We start from the raw sequence: 16,365 nt of genomic DNA on the forward strand, positions 1-16,365 counted from the left end.
CTTACGGGGAAGCCCGTACCCGGCCGAAGTGCTGCGGGACTTCGGGACGAGAGGCCCTAGGCGTCGAGACCGATCGCGAAGGCCGCTTCGAGGTCGTGCTGCGAGTACGTACGGAACGCCACATGCGTGTCCGTTCCCTCGACGCCCGGGATCTTGCTGATCCGGCCGGGGATGACATCGGCGAGATCGTCGTGCTTGGCCACGCGGACCATGGCGATCAGGTCGTACGTACCGGTGACCGAGAAGACCTCGCTGACACTGTCCAGCGCGGCGATGGCCTCGGCGATCTCCGGAATCCGGTCCACGCTGGTTTTGATGAGCACGATCGCGGTGATCACGGCTGGCTTTCTCCCTCGGTGGCCGTGGCTGGAGACTTCACTCTAGCCCCACGGCGGTAGCACACCCAGGCGTAGAGGAACCCGGCGGCGAAGCCCGCGACATGGGCGAGATACGCCACGCCCGGGCTGTTCCCCACGCTCTGCGCCGCCAGCCACTGAAGGATGAACCAGAAGATCAGCACGATCCAGGCGGGGAAGCGCAGCGGCAGGAAGAAGAGGAACGGGAAGATGCTCGTGACCCGCGCCTTGGGGAAGAGGCAGAGGAACGCGCCGAGCACCGCGGAGATCGCCCCCGACGCGCCGACCAGGGTGTGGTCGGACTCGGCGTGCGTCACCGCGTAGACGAGCAGGGCCAGATATCCACAGCTGAGATAGAAGACGGCGAACCCGAGGTGGCCCATGCGTTCCTCGGCCATCGCTCCGAACACGTACAGAAACAGAATGTTGCCGAGCAGATGCAGCCAGCTGCCGTGCACGAAGAGTGCGGTGAGCGGGGTGAGCAGCGCGCGCGTCGAGCCGTCCAGAAGTTCGCTGGGGATCACGCCCCACCGCTCGAAGTACGCGGCCTGCGCGGCGAGCAGCCGGTCGGTGGTGCCGTAGGAGGGGTTGAACCCGGACAACGGGCTGATCAGGAAGACGGCGCAGCAGAAAGCGATGAGCCCGTAGGTGACGGGAGCTCCGTCCGCCGCGGCCACTTCCCGGGCTCTCCTGGCCTTGTCCCGCCAATCGACTTCCCGCCAATCGATCATGCACAGAGCATGACGCACCGGCGGAGAACGGGACAGACCGCCTCGCCGTGTCTATGGGTATGCCCGAGGCCGTAGGGTTACGGCAGGACATCCGCAGTTCGACGGCGCACCGCGAGATCGTTGAAACAGACAGCTTCAGGCTCGGCGAACGACGAAAGAGGACGCAACGATGACGACGGTCCCCATGCCGACCGACGGGACGCGCTGGCGCTGCACGCTCTGCGGAAATCTCACCCGGTTCGACGTGACCCGCTCCTCCAAGGTCGTGGAGTACGTCCATCTGGACCTGGCCGGGGAGTCGAGTGTCGAGGAGCGCGAGGTGGTCAGTGAGACCATCGAGTCGGTGCGCTGCCGCTGGTGCAACGCGGTGGACCAGATCGAGCTGGTAGACAGGCCGGGCGCCGACTCCTGACGGGGCCGCGGACAAACATATTGGGGTGACGGATGGTGGAGCAGCCGACTAACGGCGCCGAACCGGCCGATGAGGCCGAGGGCGCCGTCGAGGCACTCGACCGCCCGCTGCCCGAGGGAGTGCGACGGCGGGTCATCGCGCTGGTCTCGGACGCGTTCGGCGGCCTGACCGTCGGCGAACTTCCCAGCCAGCTCAGACAGTACGCCCGTTTCACCCCGACCCGGCGCGCCAAGTTCGCCGGGAACGCGATGGCGGCCGCCCTGGAGAGCGAACCGGTGTTCCGCCGGCGCATCGGTGAGCGGATCGCCCAGGCGCAGCCCGAACTGGCCGCCACGCTGGAGGCCGGAGCGCCGCCCGCCGCAGCCGATCCCGTCGATGTGGCCGCCGCGGCCTATGTGCTGCGGCCGGCCGGCTGGGTCAAGCTGGTCGAGGCCGCCGGTGAAGAGGTCCAGCGGGCCGACGCCGAGCGGGCCGACGAGGAGACCCGGCGCGAACTGGAGCGGCTGCGCGAGGAGCTGGTCCAGGCCCGCAGCCAGACGAAGAGCGAGACCGAGCGGCTGCGCGCCGAACTCGACGCCGCCCGCAAGGAGGCGGAATCGCTGCAACGCAAACTCCGCAGCGCTCTCAGCGAAGTGAAGCGCAGCGAGGCGGCCCTGCGCCGTGGTGGCGCCGAGGCCGACACCGTGCGGGCCGAGGCGGCGGTGCAGATCTCGGCCGCCGAGAGCGATTCCCGGCGGCTGAAGGCGCGGCTCAGCGAGGCGGAGGCATCCCTCGAAGCGAGCCGCAGGGCCGCCAGGGAAGGGCGCTCGGTCGAGGACATGCGGCTGCGGCTGCTACTCGACACGGTGCTCGACGCGGCGCAGGGACTGCGGCGCGAACTGGCCCTGCCGCCCTCGTCGATCCGTCCCGCGGACAGCGTCGAGGCCGTCGAGCCCGGCCGGATGTCGCCCAAGGACATTGCCGCCAGGGCCCTTTCGGAGACCGATCCGGCCCTGCTCGACCAGTTGCTCGCGCTGCCCCAGGCGCATCTGATCGTCGACGGCTACAACGTGACCAAGACCGGCTATCCGCAGATGCCGCTGGAGAAGCAGCGGTTGAGGCTGCTGGGTGGTCTCTCGGTCCTGGCGGCACAGACCGGTGCGGAGATGACCTGTGTGTTCGACGGGGCGGAGCTGGCAGCTCCCGTGCTGCTCGCACCGCCGCGCGGCGTGCGTGTGCTGTTCAGCAAGGCGGGCGTGACCGCCGACGAACTGATCCGGCAACTGGCCCGCGCGGAACCGCCCGGCCGGCCCGTCGTGGTGGTCTCCACCGACCGCGAAGTGGCCGACGGAGTGGCGAAGGCGGGTGCGAGGCCTGTCGCGTCCGCCTTGCTCCTGAAGCGGCTTTCGCGCGTCTAACACCTTGTGTCCCGCATGTGTGACATGCCGGATTTTTGGGAACGTACCGTCAAGTTGCCGTTACACGCGGTGTGGTGTGAGTAAATAAGTGCCTGGTGTGGCGAGATTTTGCTCGTGAGGATTTGAACTGATCACAAGTTGGTCACTAAGGTCGGGCCTCGAACCTTCGCACGGTTGATCACCCATCCGGGGTGGCAGCGAAGGAACCGCCGAGTCCGTGACGTGCACGGAGCCGGGGATTCTCATCCCCCCCACAGCCCGGTAGGCGGCTCGAGGAAGAAGGAGCTCGCCTTCGTGGCGTCCCACCGTCGTCCCAAGCAGCCGAGCCGCACTCGCGTGACCGTGCTCACCGCTACCGCCGCTGCGGCCGTGGCTCTGACCTCTCAGGCCGCGCATGCCGATCCCAAGCCGACCAAGAACGAGGTCAAGGCGAAGGTCGACAAGCTCTACCACGAGGCGGAAGCGGCCACCGAGAAGTACAACGGGGCCAAGGAGCAGCAGGACAAGCTCAAGAAGCAGGTCGACGCGCTCCAGGACAAGGTCGCCCGCGGCCAGGACGAGCTCAACACCCTGCGCGGCGAACTCGGTTCGCTCGCCACCGCGCAGTACCGCTCCGGTGGCATCGACCCGTCCGTCCAGCTCTTCCTCGCCTCGGACCCGGACAGCTTCCTCGACAAGGCGTCGGCGCTCGACCAGCTGACGGCCAAGCAGACCGAATCGCTGCAGAAGATCCAGGGGAAGCAGCGCACCCTCGCGCAGCAGCGCAAGGAGGCCCAGGAGAAGCTGGGCGACCTCGCTGACGTGCGCAAGGCGCTGGGCGAGAACAAGAAGAAGTTCCAGGGCAAGCTCGCCGACGCCCGCCAGCTCCTCAACACCCTGACCGAGGCCGAGCGCGAGAAGATGCGCCAGGACGAGGTCCGCGCCAGCCGGGCGTCGAGCGACCGGGTCAGCCTCGGCAACGAGGTCCCCGCATCCGCCCGCGGCGCGGCCGCGCTCCAGGCCGCCTCCACGCAGCAGGGCAAGCCGTACGTCTCCGGTGGCACAGGCCCCAGCTCGTTCGACTGCTCCGGTCTGACCCAGTGGGCCTACGCCCAGGCCGGTGTCCAGATCACCCGCACCACCTACACCCAGATCAACGACGGCGTACGGATCGGGCGCAGCGCGCTGAAGCCGGGCGACCTGGTCTTCTTCAACAACACCTCGCACGTCGGCCTGTACGCGGGCAACAACCAGATCCTGCACGCCCCGAAGCCGGGTGCCGTGGTCCGTTACGAGTCGATGGACTACATGGGCACCTTCCAGTTCGGCGTGCGCATCTGACGCCCGAACGGGCGAATTACGCCACGCTTCGCTGACGCCCCGCCCCGCCGGAGACCAAGGTCACCGGCGGGGCGGAGCTGTTTGCCCGCCCTCCCGCGTCCGGCGTGGTCTTTGGCCGCCGCGTAGTCGTCCGATTACTGTCTGCCTGCTGTGCGGCTCCCGGTCGTCGTTCCGCCCGTCCCGGGCGGCAGGGCCCGCGCACCGTCCGCGTCCAGCGGGCGGGTACGCGGAAGGGAGTGCGGCTTCCTGTGGTGTCCCATCGCCGTTCCACACAGTCCGGCCTCAACCGGACCGTCCGGGTCACTGTCCTGTCGGCCGCCGCGGCGACCGCGGCGGCCACCCTCGGGGCCGCCCCGGTGAGCGCCGACCCGCAGGACACGCACGAGGCCACCAAGGCCCGGGTCGACCGGCTGTACGGCGAGGCCGAGAAGGCCACCGAGCGATACAACGAGGCCGGGGAGAACGCCGACCGGCTGCGTGGCGAGGTGACCCGGGCCCAGGACGCGGCGGCCCGCGGCCAGGAGAACATCAACCGGATGCGCACGGCCCTCGGTTCGATCGCCGGCGCGCAGTACCGCACGGGCGGCATCGACCCGTCGATCGCGCTGCTGCTCTCCTCGGACCCGGACACCTTCCTCGACCGGGCCGCCACTCTCGACCGGCTGAGCGTGCGCCGGACCGTCGAGCTGCACAAGCTCCAGCGGGCACAGCGCACGGTCGCCCAGACCCGCGCGGAGGCCACCAGGGCCCTCGCCGAGCTGGAGAGCAACCGGGCCGCGGTCACCCGCCACAAGCGCACTGTCGAGGGCAAGCTCGCCCAGGCCAGGCAGCTGCTGAACTCCTTGCCCACCGAGGACAGGGAGACCCTCGGCCGGGCCTCCCGCTCAGGACGTGACGAGCCGGTCCCCGCCCTCTCGGACCGGGCACCGGGCTCGGGGAGGGCCATGGCCGCCCTCATGGCGGCCAGGCAGGCGCTCGGACTGCCGTACGTGTGGGGCGCAAACGGGCCCAGCGGATTCGACTGTTCCGGGCTCATGCAGTGGGCGTACGCCCAGGCCGGGATCGGCCTCCCGCGCACCTCCCAGGCCCAGCGCTACGCCGGCCGGATGGTGCCGCTCTCCGAGGCCCGCCCCGGGGACCTGGTCGCCTACCGTGCGGACGCGAGCCACATCGGGATGTACGCGGGCAACGGCCAGGTGATCCACGCCCCTTACCCGGGCGCCCCGGTGCGCTACGACCCCGTCGGCATGATGCCCGTCTCCTCGGTCACCCGTCTGTGACCGTACGATCGGCGGGATGGCTGTTCAGAGGCGTGTTGCGGTACGGGAGCGGACCCGGGCACGGCGCGCGGCGGGTGCCGTGCTCGCCGGGCTGCTGTTCGCGTCCGCCTGCGCGTCCCCCGGTGAATCGGCCCGGGACACGGCCGCCCAGGAGATCCGCGCCACCCTGGACCGCCGCGCGACCGCGGTCCTGAACCACGACCCGGCCGGATATCTGGCCGTGCTCGCCCCGAAGGCCACGGCCCTGCGGGCCGCCCAGCGCACGGAGCTGGCCAACCTCGCCGACGTACCGCTGAAGTCGTGGTCGTACGAGGTGAAGGCCGTGACCCCGCACGGCACCGGCCGGGCCACCGCCGACGTCGACCTCCGGTACCGGATCGACGGCTACGACCGGGTCCCCGTATCCGCCGCCCGCACCCTGGAACTGGCCCGGGACGAAGCCGAAGGACGCTGGTACATCGCCGCCGACCGACCCGGCAAGGGTGCCGCGGGCCAGCTGTGGCAGCAGGGCGACGTCCAGGTCGTCCGGGGCAGCCACAGCCTCGTCCTCGGAGTGGGCCGCTCCGACGCCGAGCTGCGCCGGGTCGCCGGCACCGCCGACCGCGCCGTGCCGGCCGTCTCCGCCGCCTGGCCGGAGTCCTGGGCGCGCCGGGTGGTCGTGCTCGTGCCGGACTCGGTGGAGGACATGGCGGGGCTGCTTGGCTCGCCCGCGACGAGCTACCGGGGCATAGCCGCCGTCACCACCGGTGAGGTGGGCGGCTCGGGCAGATCTCCCGGCACGTCCGACCGGGTGATCGTCAATCCGCAGGCGTACGCGATGCTCGGCACGTTCGGGCAGCAGATCGTCCTCACCCACGAGACCACCCATGTGGCGACCCGTGTCCGCACCTCCCCGGCCACACCGGTCTGGCTCTCCGAGGGCTTCGCCGACTGGGTCGCCTACCGGGACGAGAGCCGCCCGGCCGACCTGATCGCGCCCGAGCTGGCCGAGGCGGTCCGCAGCGGCGAACTGCCCGCCGAGCTGCCCGTCGACGCGGATTTCGGCTTCGGTGGCGACGCGGGGAAGCTCGCGAGGGCGTACGAGGGGGGCTGGATGGCCTGCGAGCTGATCGTGGACCGCTGGGGCGAGGAGAAGCTGATCGCCTTCTACAAGGCCGTGGGAGGCCATCCGGGGCGGGACGGGGCGATGGAGCAGGCGCTGCACACGGTGCTCGGTACGACTCCGCAGGAGTTCACCGCGAGCTGGCGGGACTATCTGGCGGCCCGGCTCGGCTGACGGTTCTCCGGGCCCTCGGCGGAGCCCGCGCGCGGCACGTTCCCGGCCCCGGCCGGTACGGTCTCCCGCCACAGCCGCCGTCCGGCGATCAGCGTCGCGGCGACCAGCAGCCCGTTGCGTACGAGGAGCAGCCCCACGCCCACCGCGTCACTGGCGACCACATGCGCGAAGCCGAGCGGGAACTCCAGCAGCGTGACGCCCGTGGCCACCAGCACCAGACAGGCGGGCCGCACCATCGGGCTGCCCCGGAACACCAGACAGACGGCCGCCAGACCGACCAGCCACAACATGTACTGGGGGCTGATGACCCGGCTGGTCGTGGTGAACAGCAGGACCGCTGTGAACGCCGCGTCCGCCGGAGTGTGCACCGCGAACGTCCGCGCCCGCAGCCGCCACACCAGGAGCCAGCCGAAGGCGAGCACGGTGAGCCCCATGGCGAGCGTGGACACCAGCGGGACGTACGGGCCGAGGAACTCCATCGAGCCGTAGCGCAGCTCCACCCCGCCCTGCCAGCCGAACTGCCGGGCCACGTGGAACACCAGCGCACCCAGCGACTCGATCTCGGTGCCCCGGTCCCGCTGGAACGACAGGAAAGCGAACGCACCGGGCATCGCCGCCGCGCACAGCACGGCCAGCGTCACCGCCGTCGTCGCGGCTGCCGCCCACGTGCTCCGGCTCGTCCGCCCCCGCGCCGTGCCCACCAGCAGCAGCACCGGCCACACCTTCAGCAGCGCTCCGAAGGCGGCCAGCGCCCCCAGCACCCGTGGGCGGCGCACCCCTGCCAGCAGCGCCGCCACCGCGACCGCGGTGACCATCAGGTCGTAACGGGCGTACGAGGTCGGGCCGAGCAGCGGCACGCCCGCCACCCACACCCAGGCACCCGCGCCGCTCCTGCCGGGCCGCCGCCGCGCGTACAGCAGCAGGCCGAGGACCAGCGCGTCGCAGAACAGGACCAGGACGTAGAAGGCCGACGGGTAGTCCAGGAACGGCAGCAGGGCGGGGGAGAGGACGGCGAGCGCGGCGACGGGCGGGTACTGCCAGGTGACGTCGTCCACCGGGTAGGTGCCGCTCCTGAGCACCTCGTACCAGCCGTGGTAGATCGCCGACACATCGCTCGTGACGTCCGGTCCCGGGACCGTGAAGACCCTGAGGACGCAGAGCAGCAGCGTCGCTCTGGTGAGGGCCCACACCGCGAGAGACAGACGTGTACCGGTTGCTCCCGTCATGACTGCCTCATCCGGTTCGGCGGTGCTTACGGTGAGCCATGATGCCGGGCGGGACGGTGCGGGAGCGATGAAGCGGGGCCGTTCGGTACTCTCGGCGGCGATGGACAAGACCCTGATCGTGACGAACGATTTCCCGCCCCGGCCCGGTGGTATCCAGGCGTTCCTGCACAACATGGCGCTGCGCGTGGACCCCGGACAGCTCGTCGTCTACGCCTCCACCTGGAAGCGAGGCCCCGAGGGTGCGGCGGCCACCGCCGCCTTCGACGCCGAGCAGCCCTTCACGGTCGTGCGCGACCGTACGACGATGCTTCTGCCGACCCCGCGGGTCACCCGGCGAGCGGTCCAGCTCCTGCGTGAACACGGCTGCTCGTCCGTCTGGTTCGGCGCCGCGGCCCCGCTCGGCCTGATGGCACCGGCCCTGCGCAAGGCGGGTGCGCGCCGGATCGTCGCCACCGCCCACGGGCACGAGGCGGGCTGGGCCCAGCTGCCGGCCTCCAAGCAGCTGCTGCGCCGCATCGGCGAGAGTACGGACACGATCACGTACCTCGGCGAGTACACCCGCTCCCGGATAGCGGCCGCGCTCACCCCGCAGGCGGCGGGCCGCATGGTCCAGCTGCCGCCCGGGGTCGACGAGAAGACCTTCCACCCGGCCTCGGGCGGGGACCTGGTCAGGGCACGGCTGGGGCTCTCGGACCGGCCCGTCGTCGTCTGCGTGTCGCGGCTCGTTCCGCGCAAGGGCCAGGACACCCTGATCCTCGCCATGCCCGCGATCCTCGCGCGGGTGCCGGACGCGGTCCTCCTGATCGTCGGCGGCGGACCGTACGCCAGGGAACTGAAGAAGCTGGCGGCCGAGACGGGTGTGACGGACTCGGTGCGCTTCACCGGGCCGGTGCCGTGGGAGGAACTGCCCGCGCACTTCGGCGCGGGTGACGTCTTCGCGATGCCGTGCAGGACCCGGCGCGGCGGACTCGACGTCGAGGGCCTCGGCATCGTCTATCTGGAGGCGTCCGCGACCGGCCTGCCGGTGGTGGCGGGCGACTCGGGCGGCGCGCCCGACGCCGTGCTCGACGGCGAGACCGGCTGGGTGGTGCGGGGCGGCTCCGCCGAGGAGTCGGCCGACCGGATCGTCACCCTGCTCGGCGACCCGGAGCTGCGGCGGCGGATGGGGGAGCGGGGCAGGGCCTGGGTCGAGGAGAAATGGCGCTGGGACCTGCTCGCCGAGAAGCTCAAGACGCTGCTCTGAGCGCCTGACGGGGCGTCAACGCGCCTACGCGAAAGGCCTGTCTCCACCGGGGAGACAGGCCTTTCGTGCAACTACCTGATCAGGCGCGGTAGATGGACTCGACCTCGTCGGCGAAGTCCTTCGCCACCACGTTCCGCTTCAGCTTCAGCGAGGGCGTGATGTGGCCCGCCTCCTCGGTGAACTGTGCGGCCAGGATGCGGAATTTACGTACGGACTCGGCCTTGGACACCGCGGCGTTGCCGTCGTCCACGGCACGCTGCACCTCGGCCAGCAGCTCCGGGTCCTCGCGCAGCGACACGGCCGTCGAGCCGGCGGGCTTGCCGTGCTCCTCGGCCCAGCGGCCCAGGAACTCCTCGTCCAGGGTGACCAGTGCGCCCACGAACGGACGGCCGTCACCGACCACCATGCACTCCGCGACCAGCGCGTGCGCGCGAATCCGGTCCTCGATCACGGCCGGGGCGACGTTCTTGCCGCCCGCCGTCACGATGATCTCCTTCTTGCGGCCGGTGATCGCGAGGTAGCCGTCCTCGTCGAGCGTGCCGATGTCACCGGTGTGGAACCAGCCGTCGGCCAGCGCCTCGGCCGTCGCGGTCTCGTTCTTCCAGTAGCCCGTGAACAGGTGCTCGCCGTGCAGCAGCACCTCGCCGTCGTCGGCGATCCGGACGACCGAACCGGGCAGCGGCTGACCGACCGTACCGATCTTCTGCCGGTCCCACGGGTTGAAGGCGGTGGCCGCACAGGTCTCGGTCAGGCCGTAGCCCTCCAGGACCGTGAAGCCGATACCGCGGTAGAAGTGCCCGAGCCGCTCACCGAGCGGCGCACCGCCGGAGATCGCGTACTCGCCCCGGCCGCCGAGCACGGCCCGCAGCTTGCTGAAGACCAGCTTGTCGAAGACCTTGTGCTTGACCTTCAGGCCGACGGACGGGCCCTGCGGAGTACCCAGCGCCCGGCTGTAGGCGATCGCCGTGTCGGCGGCCCGGTCGAAGATCTTGCCCTTGCCGTCGGCCTGCGCCTTGGCGCGCGCCGAGTTGTAGACCTTCTCGAAGACCCGCGGCACACCGAGGATCAGCGTCGGCCGGAAGGCCGCCAGCTCATCGGTGAGGTTCTTGATGTCCGGCACACAGCCGAGCTTGATCGGGGCCATCACCGAGGCGACCTCGACCAGCCGGCCGAAGACGTGCGCCGCGGGCAGGAAGAGGAGTACGGAGCACTCGCCGGTACGGAAGAGGGGCTTCAGCCGCTCGACCACGTTGCCGCACTCCGCGAAGAAGCTGCGGTGGGTCAGCACACAGCCCTTGGGGCGGCCCGTGGTGCCCGAGGTGTAGACGATGGTGGCCGGATCGTCGGCCTTGGCGCTCACCGTGCGCAGATCCATGGTCTCGTCCGAGACCTGCGCACCGGCGGTGGTCAGTTCACCGACCGCGCCCTTGTCGATCTGCCACACGTGCTGCAGCCCGGGGAGTCCGTCGCGGACGGAGGCGACGGACTCGGCGTGGGCTTCGCTCTCCACGATGACGGCGACGGCACCCGAATCACCGAGAATCCACTGGACCTGCTCGGGAGAACTCGTCTCGTAGACCGGGACGGTGACTCCGCCGGCGCTCCAGATCGCGAAGTCCAGCTGCACCCACTCGTAGCGGGTACGCGACATCAGGGCGACGCGGTCGCCGGGCTGCACGCCCGCCGCGATCAGGCCCTTGGCCGCGCTTCTGACCTCGGCGAGGAACTGGGTGGCGGTGACGTCCGTCCAGACGCCGCCCACCTTGCGGCTCATCACCGCGACTTCGGGATGCTGAGCGGCATTGCGGCGGATGAGATCCGTCAGGTTGCCGTCCGAGGGGACCTCGTACAGGGCCGGAAGGCTGAACTCGCGCAAGACTGCTGCTCCTCATCGGGCTCCGGTGCCACGGCTCTGTGTGACGCACCGGATGCGGTCCAAGACTGGCACGTGCTCCGTGGGGTGAGCACGACTGGACTGCCCGGACGTTACCCACCGGTACGTGGTTCCGGATAGGGGGTTCCGGCCAGATGTCTTATGCATCACACATAGAGCTGGGCCTTCGCGCACAGTAGTGCACTCATGTGACGCCCCGGAAGTAAACCCCAGGTCCGGCCGCCCTACCCAGGCAGCAAGGCGAGATCTAGGGTGATCGGATGCGAGGCAGCGGAGTGGACGGCCGAAGCGCGACCGTGAAAAGCGGTACGCGCATCCACGTGGTCAGCGACGTGCACGGCAACACCGAGGCGCTCGCCCGCGCCGGAGACGGCGCCGACGCCCTCATCTGCCTCGGTGACCTGGTGCTCTTCCTCGACTACGCCGACCACTCGCGCGGCATCTTCCCCGACCTCTTCGGCGTGCAGAACGCGGACCGCCTCGTCGAACTGCGCACCGCCCGCCGCTTCGAGGAGGCCCGCGCCTTCGGCCGCGCCCTGTGGACGGGCATGGACCGCAACGCCGCCATCATCGCCGCGGTACGCAAGCAGTACGCGGAGATGTTCGCCGCCCTGCCCACCCCGACGTACGCCACCTACGGCAACGTCGACATCCCCGGCCTCTGGCCCGAGTACACGGCCCCCGGCACCACCGTCCTGGACGGCGAGCGCGTCGAGATCGGCGGCCGCGTCTTCGGCTTCGTCGGCGGCGGCCTGAAGACCCCGATGAACACCCCGTACGAGATCGGCGACGAGGAGTACGCGGCCAAGGTCGAGGCACTCGGACCGGTGGACGTGCTCTGCTCGCACATCCCGCCCGACGTCCCCGAGCTGACGTACGACACCGTGGCGCGCCGCTTCGAACGCGGCAGCCGGGCCCTCCTCGACGCCATCCGGCGCACCCGGCCCCGGTACGCGCTTTTCGGCCATGTCCACCAGCCGCTGGTCCGCCGGATGCGCATCGGCGTCACCGAGTGTGTCAATGTCGGTCACTTCGCCTCCACCGGGCGGCCATGGGCCCTGGAGTGGTGACGCGGACCGCGGAACGACGACCGTCCGGTACGCGATAGCCTGCACGCGGCAGGCCTCTGCCGAACGCGACCGGTACACCGCACTGGAGGGCCACGGCGATGGCTGAACACACCAGCTCGAGCATCATGATCGAGGCGGCACCGGCCGACGTCATGGGAGTGATCGCCGACTTCGACCGCTATCCCGACTGGACCGGCGAGGTGAAGCAGGCCGAGGTCCTGGCCGGTGACGACCGGGGCCGCGCCGAGCAGGTCCGCCTGGTCCTGGACGCCGGAGCGATCAAGGACGACCACGTTCTCGCATACACCTGGACCGGTGAGAACGAGGTCAGCTGGACTCTCGTGAAGTCCCAGATGCTGCGGGCCCTCGACGGCTCGTACACCCTGGTGCCCGTCGGCGACCGCACCGAGGTCACCTACCGGCTGGCCGTCGACGTCAAGATCCCGCTCCTCGGCATGATCAAGCGCAAGGCGGAGAAGGTCATCATCGACCGCGCCCTCGCCGGACTGAAGAAGCGCGTCGAGTCCGTCCCGCGGGGCTGACCGCGTGCGTACGGTCCTGGTCACCGGCCCCGGTGGTGCGGGCCGTACGACGGTCGCCGCGGCGACCGCGCAGGCCGCCGCCCGCGCCGGCCTGCGCACCCTGCTCGTCTCCGCCGACGCCGTACCCGGAATTCCCACCGGTACGGAACCCGTCGAGGTCACCGACGGCCTGCGGTACGCCCGCATCGACTCCGGCGCACACTTCCGCGACGAACTCGTCGCCCTCCAGGACCGCGCGTCCGGGGTCCTCGGCCTGCTCGGCGCCAACCGCCTCGACGCCGAGGAACTCACCGAACTGCCCGGCAGCGCACAGTTCGCGCTCCTCCACACCCTGCACCGCGCCGCCGGGGGCGACTGGTCGCAGGACGGCACTGACGTCCTCGTCGTCGACCTGCCGCCGCTGTACGAGGCCCTCGCCGTGCTCGCCCTGCCCGAGCAGCTGCGCCGCTACCTGCGCCGCCTCCTGCCGCAGGAACGCCAGGCCGCACGCGCCCTGCGCCCGGTCCTCGCCCAGCTCGCCGGGGTCCCCGCGCCCGCGCAGTGGCTGTACGAGGCCGCCGCCCGCAAGGACACCGAGCTGGCCGCCGTCCAGGCACTGATCGAGGACGAGTCGACGACCGTACGACTGGTCGCCGAACCCGGCACGGCCGCCGAGGACACCCTGCGCACCGCCCGTACCGGACTCGCCCTCCAGGGGCTGCGCGTCGACGCGCTCGTGGCCACCCGGGTGCTGCCCCGGCACTCCTCGGACCCCTGGTTCGCCGGTCTCGCCGCCCAGCAGGAGAAATGCCTCGACCACTGGTCGCAGGAGTGGGCCCCCGGGACACTGCGCGAGGCGGCCCACCTCGGCCACGATCCGCGGGGCCTCGACGACCTGGCCCTCCTCGGCGGCCTCGCACCCGACGACCGGACATCCGGCCGCGCCGACGACCCCTGGTGGATCGAGGACACCAGGGCACCGGACACCTCCGGCGAGCCGGCCGACGGGACCCTCGTCTGGTGCCTGCCGCTGCCCGGAGCCGGCAAGGAGGACGTCAAGCTGGTCCGCCGCGGCGACGAACTGCTCCTCACCGTCGGCCCGTTCCACCGGATCGTGCGCCTGGAGTCCGGGCTGCGCCGCTGCACCGTCTCCGGAGCCGCGCTCACGGACGGCGTGCTGCGTGTCCGGTTCACGCCGGACCCGGCGCTCTGGCCGCGGACCCGATGAACGGTTTACCCCTGTTCGGGTAACGTCGGTACTACGTCACCTTTGCCGCAGGAGCCCGCCATGAGTGAAGCCACCGATCGTTCCGCCGACGGCGACGCGTGGGCCGATGCCTGCGCCGAGGACCTCGAAGCCGAGAAGGCCAGGCGCCGCGCCCAGTACGGGCCGCAGCCCGGCTCCGCCGCCGAGGAACTGCGCAAGCTGGTCGACGCGGTGGCCGACAAGGTCTCCTCGCTCCAGTCGCCGCTGCTCGGCGTGGCCGCCCAGGGCGCGGTCCAGCAGGTGATCAAGCAGGCGAAGTCCGCGGTCGAGCCCGTCATCGAGCGCAATCCGGACCTCTTCGATCATCTCGCCGCGGCGGGCAACGAACTCCTGGCCGCCTACCGCTCGGCCGTCGAGGGCCAGGAGGCCCGCTGGACCCGCACCACCGAAGGCGCGGGCGGGGCGAGCGGCCCGAAGAAGGCCGCCGAAGACCCGTCCGACCCCCGCGACGAGGGTTCCGGCGGCAGCGAGCACATCGACCTGGACTGACCCCGGACCGGAGGCAGAAGGCCCAGGGCCTCCCTCGCCTCGGGTACGGTTGGCCGTAGCGGGGCTCGACCGAAACTGAGGGATTCATGGGACTCACCATCGGCGTCGATATCGGCGGCACGAAGATCGCGGCTGGAGTGGTCGACGAAGAGGGCCAGATCCTCTCGATGTTCAAGGTATCGACCCCGCCGACGGCCGAAGGCATCGTCGACGCGATCTGCTCAGCCGTGGCCGGGGCGAGCGAGGGACATGACGTCGAGGCGGTCGGCATCGGCGCTGCCGGATATGTCGACGACAAGCGTGCCACCGTGCTGTTCGCACCGAACATCAAGTGGCGGCACGAGCCGCTGAAGGACAAGGTCGAGCAGCGGGTCGGTCTGCCGGTCGTCGTCGAGAACGACGCCAACGCCGCCGCCTGGGGCGAATACCGCTTCGGCGCCGGCCAGGGCCACGACGACGTCATCTGCATCACGCTCGGCACGGGCCTCGGCGGCGGCATCATCATCGGCAACAAGCTGCGCCGCGGACGCTTCGGTGTGGCCGCCGAGTTCGGCCACATCCGGGTCGTCCCGGACGGTCTGCTCTGCGGCTGCGGCAGCCAGGGCTGCTGGGAGCAGTACGCCTCGGGGCGTGCGCTCGTCCGGTACGCGAAGCAGCGCGCCAACGCCACCCCGGAGAACGCCGCGATCCTCCTGTCGCTCGGCGACGGCACGGTGGAGGGCATCGAGGGCAAGCACGTCAGCGCCGCAGCCCGGCAGGGCGATCTGGTCGCCGTCGACTCGTTCCGTGAGCTGGCCCGTTGGGCCGGAGCCGGACTCGCCGACCTGGCCTCGCTCTTCGACCCCTCCGCGTTCATCGTCGGCGGCGGTGTCTCGGACGAGGGCGAACTCGTCCTCGACCCGATCCGCAAGTCCTTCCGGCGCTGGCTGATCGGCGGCGAATGGCGCCCGCACGCCCAGGTGCTCGCCGCCCAGCTCGGCGGCAAGGCCGGTCTGGTGGGCGCGGCCGACCTGGCCCGGCAGGGCTGAGTCCACTGCACGACCCCGACGCCCGTCGCGCCCTCTGGGGAGCGGCGGGCGTCCGTCGTATCGTGAAGCCCATGGTCATGATGCCGCTGCCCGACTCCCGTACCGAGCCGGACGGTTCAGCCGTCATCAGAGTGCTCAGCTACAACGTCCGGTCGATGCGTGACGACACCGCGGCCCTGGCCCGTGTCATCCGCGCCTGCCGTCCCGACCTGGTCTTCGTCCAGGAGGCCCCGCGCTTCTTCCGCTGGCGCAAGGCGGCGGCCAGACTCGCCGCCAGTACCGACCTGGTGATCCTCAGCGGCGGCGCCACGGCAGCCGGGCCCCTGCTGCTCTGTTCGCTGCGGGCCACGGTGGAACGGACCGAGGACGTGCTGCTGCCGCTCACCCCCGGTCTGCACCGCAGGGGCTTCGCCACGGCCGTGGTGCGGATCGCGGGCACCCGGATCGGACTCCTGAGCTGCCATCTCAGCCTCCAGCGCGAGGAGCGCCTGGCCCAGGCGGATCTCCTGCTCGAACGGCTGGACGCCATGCAGGTGCCCGCCGCCATCGCGGCGGGGGACCTCAACGAGGGTCCGGACGGACGGGCGTTCAAGCGGCTGGAAGGGCGGCTCCAGGACTGCCGGGCCGTACGCCCCTGGGGCGGCGAGCACACCTTCTCGCCGGACGATCCCCGGCGGCGCATCGACGCGGTCTTTGCCACGGAGGGCATCGAGGTGCTCGGCTGCGGTGTCCCGTCGGGCCTCGCGGGCATCACCGACGCGGACCTGCGGGCCGCCACGGACCACCTTCCGGTGCTGGCGGCACTCCGGGTGCCCGCCCTGTCCACGACGGCTCGACGGGCCTGACCACACGCGG

At 71.0% G+C, this 16,365-nt stretch carries 16 protein-coding genes; 12 read left to right on the forward strand and 4 right to left on the reverse strand.

Features of this window, described 5'->3' with window-relative positions; genetic code table 11:
• Positions 1-56: 56 nt before the first annotated feature.
• Complete coding sequence (locus tag ACFT7S_RS32260) at positions 57-338, reverse strand: Lrp/AsnC family transcriptional regulator (protein WP_007451244.1); 282 nt, start codon at positions 336-338, stop codon at positions 57-59.
• Positions 335-1,087, reverse strand: a complete 753-nt coding sequence (locus ACFT7S_RS32265; RefSeq protein WP_382737879.1) for a rhomboid family intramembrane serine protease — start codon at positions 1,085-1,087, stop codon at positions 335-337. Before ACFT7S_RS32265 ends, ACFT7S_RS32260 begins: the two co-directional genes overlap by 4 nt.
• Before the next feature lie 169 nt (positions 1,088-1,256).
• On the opposite strand from ACFT7S_RS32265, the gene ACFT7S_RS32270 reads away from it, so the two are divergent.
• The 5 genes from ACFT7S_RS32270 (at position 1,257) to ACFT7S_RS32290 (ending at position 6,772) form a co-directional block, all read left to right on the forward strand.
• Positions 1,257-1,499 (forward strand): hypothetical protein, encoded by a 243-nt coding sequence (locus ACFT7S_RS32270; RefSeq protein ID WP_328909734.1) that lies wholly within the window; start codon positions 1,257-1,259, stop codon positions 1,497-1,499.
• A gap of 35 nt (positions 1,500-1,534) precedes the next feature.
• Entirely contained in the window at positions 1,535-2,896 is a 1,362-nt protein-coding gene (locus ACFT7S_RS32275) for an NYN domain-containing protein (protein ID WP_382737882.1), read from the forward strand.
• A gap of 294 nt (positions 2,897-3,190) precedes the next feature.
• A complete protein-coding gene (locus ACFT7S_RS32280; RefSeq protein WP_382737885.1) occupies positions 3,191-4,216 on the forward strand; it encodes an NlpC/P60 family protein in 1,026 nt (341 codons plus the stop codon).
• Between the two features lie 248 nt (positions 4,217-4,464).
• Positions 4,465-5,496, forward strand: a complete 1,032-nt coding sequence (locus ACFT7S_RS32285; RefSeq protein ID WP_382737888.1) for an NlpC/P60 family protein — start codon at positions 4,465-4,467, stop codon at positions 5,494-5,496.
• Positions 5,497-5,512: 16 nt separating this feature from the next.
• Complete coding sequence (locus ACFT7S_RS32290; protein ID WP_382737890.1) at positions 5,513-6,772, forward strand: hypothetical protein; 1,260 nt, start codon at positions 5,513-5,515, stop codon at positions 6,770-6,772.
• Here the strand turns inward: ACFT7S_RS32290 and ACFT7S_RS32295 are convergent.
• Positions 6,748-7,998, reverse strand: a complete 1,251-nt coding sequence (locus ACFT7S_RS32295) for a glycosyltransferase 87 family protein (protein ID WP_382737893.1) — start codon at positions 7,996-7,998, stop codon at positions 6,748-6,750. The two genes, ACFT7S_RS32290 and ACFT7S_RS32295, sit on opposite strands and share 25 nt — an antisense overlap.
• Before the next feature lie 100 nt (positions 7,999-8,098).
• Between ACFT7S_RS32295 and ACFT7S_RS32300 the strand changes: the two genes are divergently transcribed.
• Complete coding sequence (locus ACFT7S_RS32300) at positions 8,099-9,241, forward strand: glycosyltransferase family 4 protein (protein WP_382737896.1); 1,143 nt, start codon at positions 8,099-8,101, stop codon at positions 9,239-9,241.
• Between the two features lie 79 nt (positions 9,242-9,320).
• On the opposite strand, the gene ACFT7S_RS32305 is transcribed toward ACFT7S_RS32300, so the two are convergent.
• A complete protein-coding gene (locus ACFT7S_RS32305) occupies positions 9,321-11,117 on the reverse strand; it encodes an AMP-dependent synthetase/ligase (RefSeq protein WP_382737899.1) in 1,797 nt (598 codons plus the stop codon).
• Between the two features lie 278 nt (positions 11,118-11,395).
• On the opposite strand from ACFT7S_RS32305, the gene ACFT7S_RS32310 reads away from it, so the two are divergent.
• From ACFT7S_RS32310 to ACFT7S_RS32335, 6 genes are all read left to right on the forward strand, one after another.
• Complete coding sequence (locus ACFT7S_RS32310) at positions 11,396-12,205, forward strand: metallophosphoesterase (protein ID WP_382737902.1); 810 nt, start codon at positions 11,396-11,398, stop codon at positions 12,203-12,205.
• Positions 12,206-12,303: 98 nt separating this feature from the next.
• Positions 12,304-12,747, forward strand: coding sequence for an SRPBCC family protein (locus tag ACFT7S_RS32315; RefSeq protein WP_382737905.1), 444 nt, complete (start codon positions 12,304-12,306; stop codon positions 12,745-12,747).
• 4 nt (positions 12,748-12,751) lie between these two features.
• Positions 12,752-13,954: an ArsA family ATPase gene (locus ACFT7S_RS32320; RefSeq protein ID WP_382737908.1), complete on the forward strand. Its 1,203-nt coding sequence runs from the start codon at positions 12,752-12,754 to the stop codon at positions 13,952-13,954.
• 60 nt (positions 13,955-14,014) lie between these two features.
• On the forward strand, positions 14,015-14,482 hold the full coding sequence (locus ACFT7S_RS32325; protein ID WP_382737911.1) for a DUF5304 domain-containing protein: 468 nt from the start codon (positions 14,015-14,017) through the stop codon (positions 14,480-14,482).
• A gap of 86 nt (positions 14,483-14,568) precedes the next feature.
• Positions 14,569-15,510 (forward strand): ROK family glucokinase, encoded by a 942-nt coding sequence (locus ACFT7S_RS32330; RefSeq protein ID WP_382737914.1) that lies wholly within the window; start codon positions 14,569-14,571, stop codon positions 15,508-15,510.
• Between the two features lie 71 nt (positions 15,511-15,581).
• Entirely contained in the window at positions 15,582-16,355 is a 774-nt protein-coding gene (locus ACFT7S_RS32335) for an endonuclease/exonuclease/phosphatase family protein (protein ID WP_382737917.1), read from the forward strand.
• Positions 16,356-16,365 lie beyond the last annotated feature (10 nt).

The organism is Streptomyces sp. NPDC057136 (assembly GCF_042670885.1).
Taxonomy (GTDB): domain Bacteria; phylum Actinomycetota; class Actinomycetes; order Streptomycetales; family Streptomycetaceae; genus Streptomyces.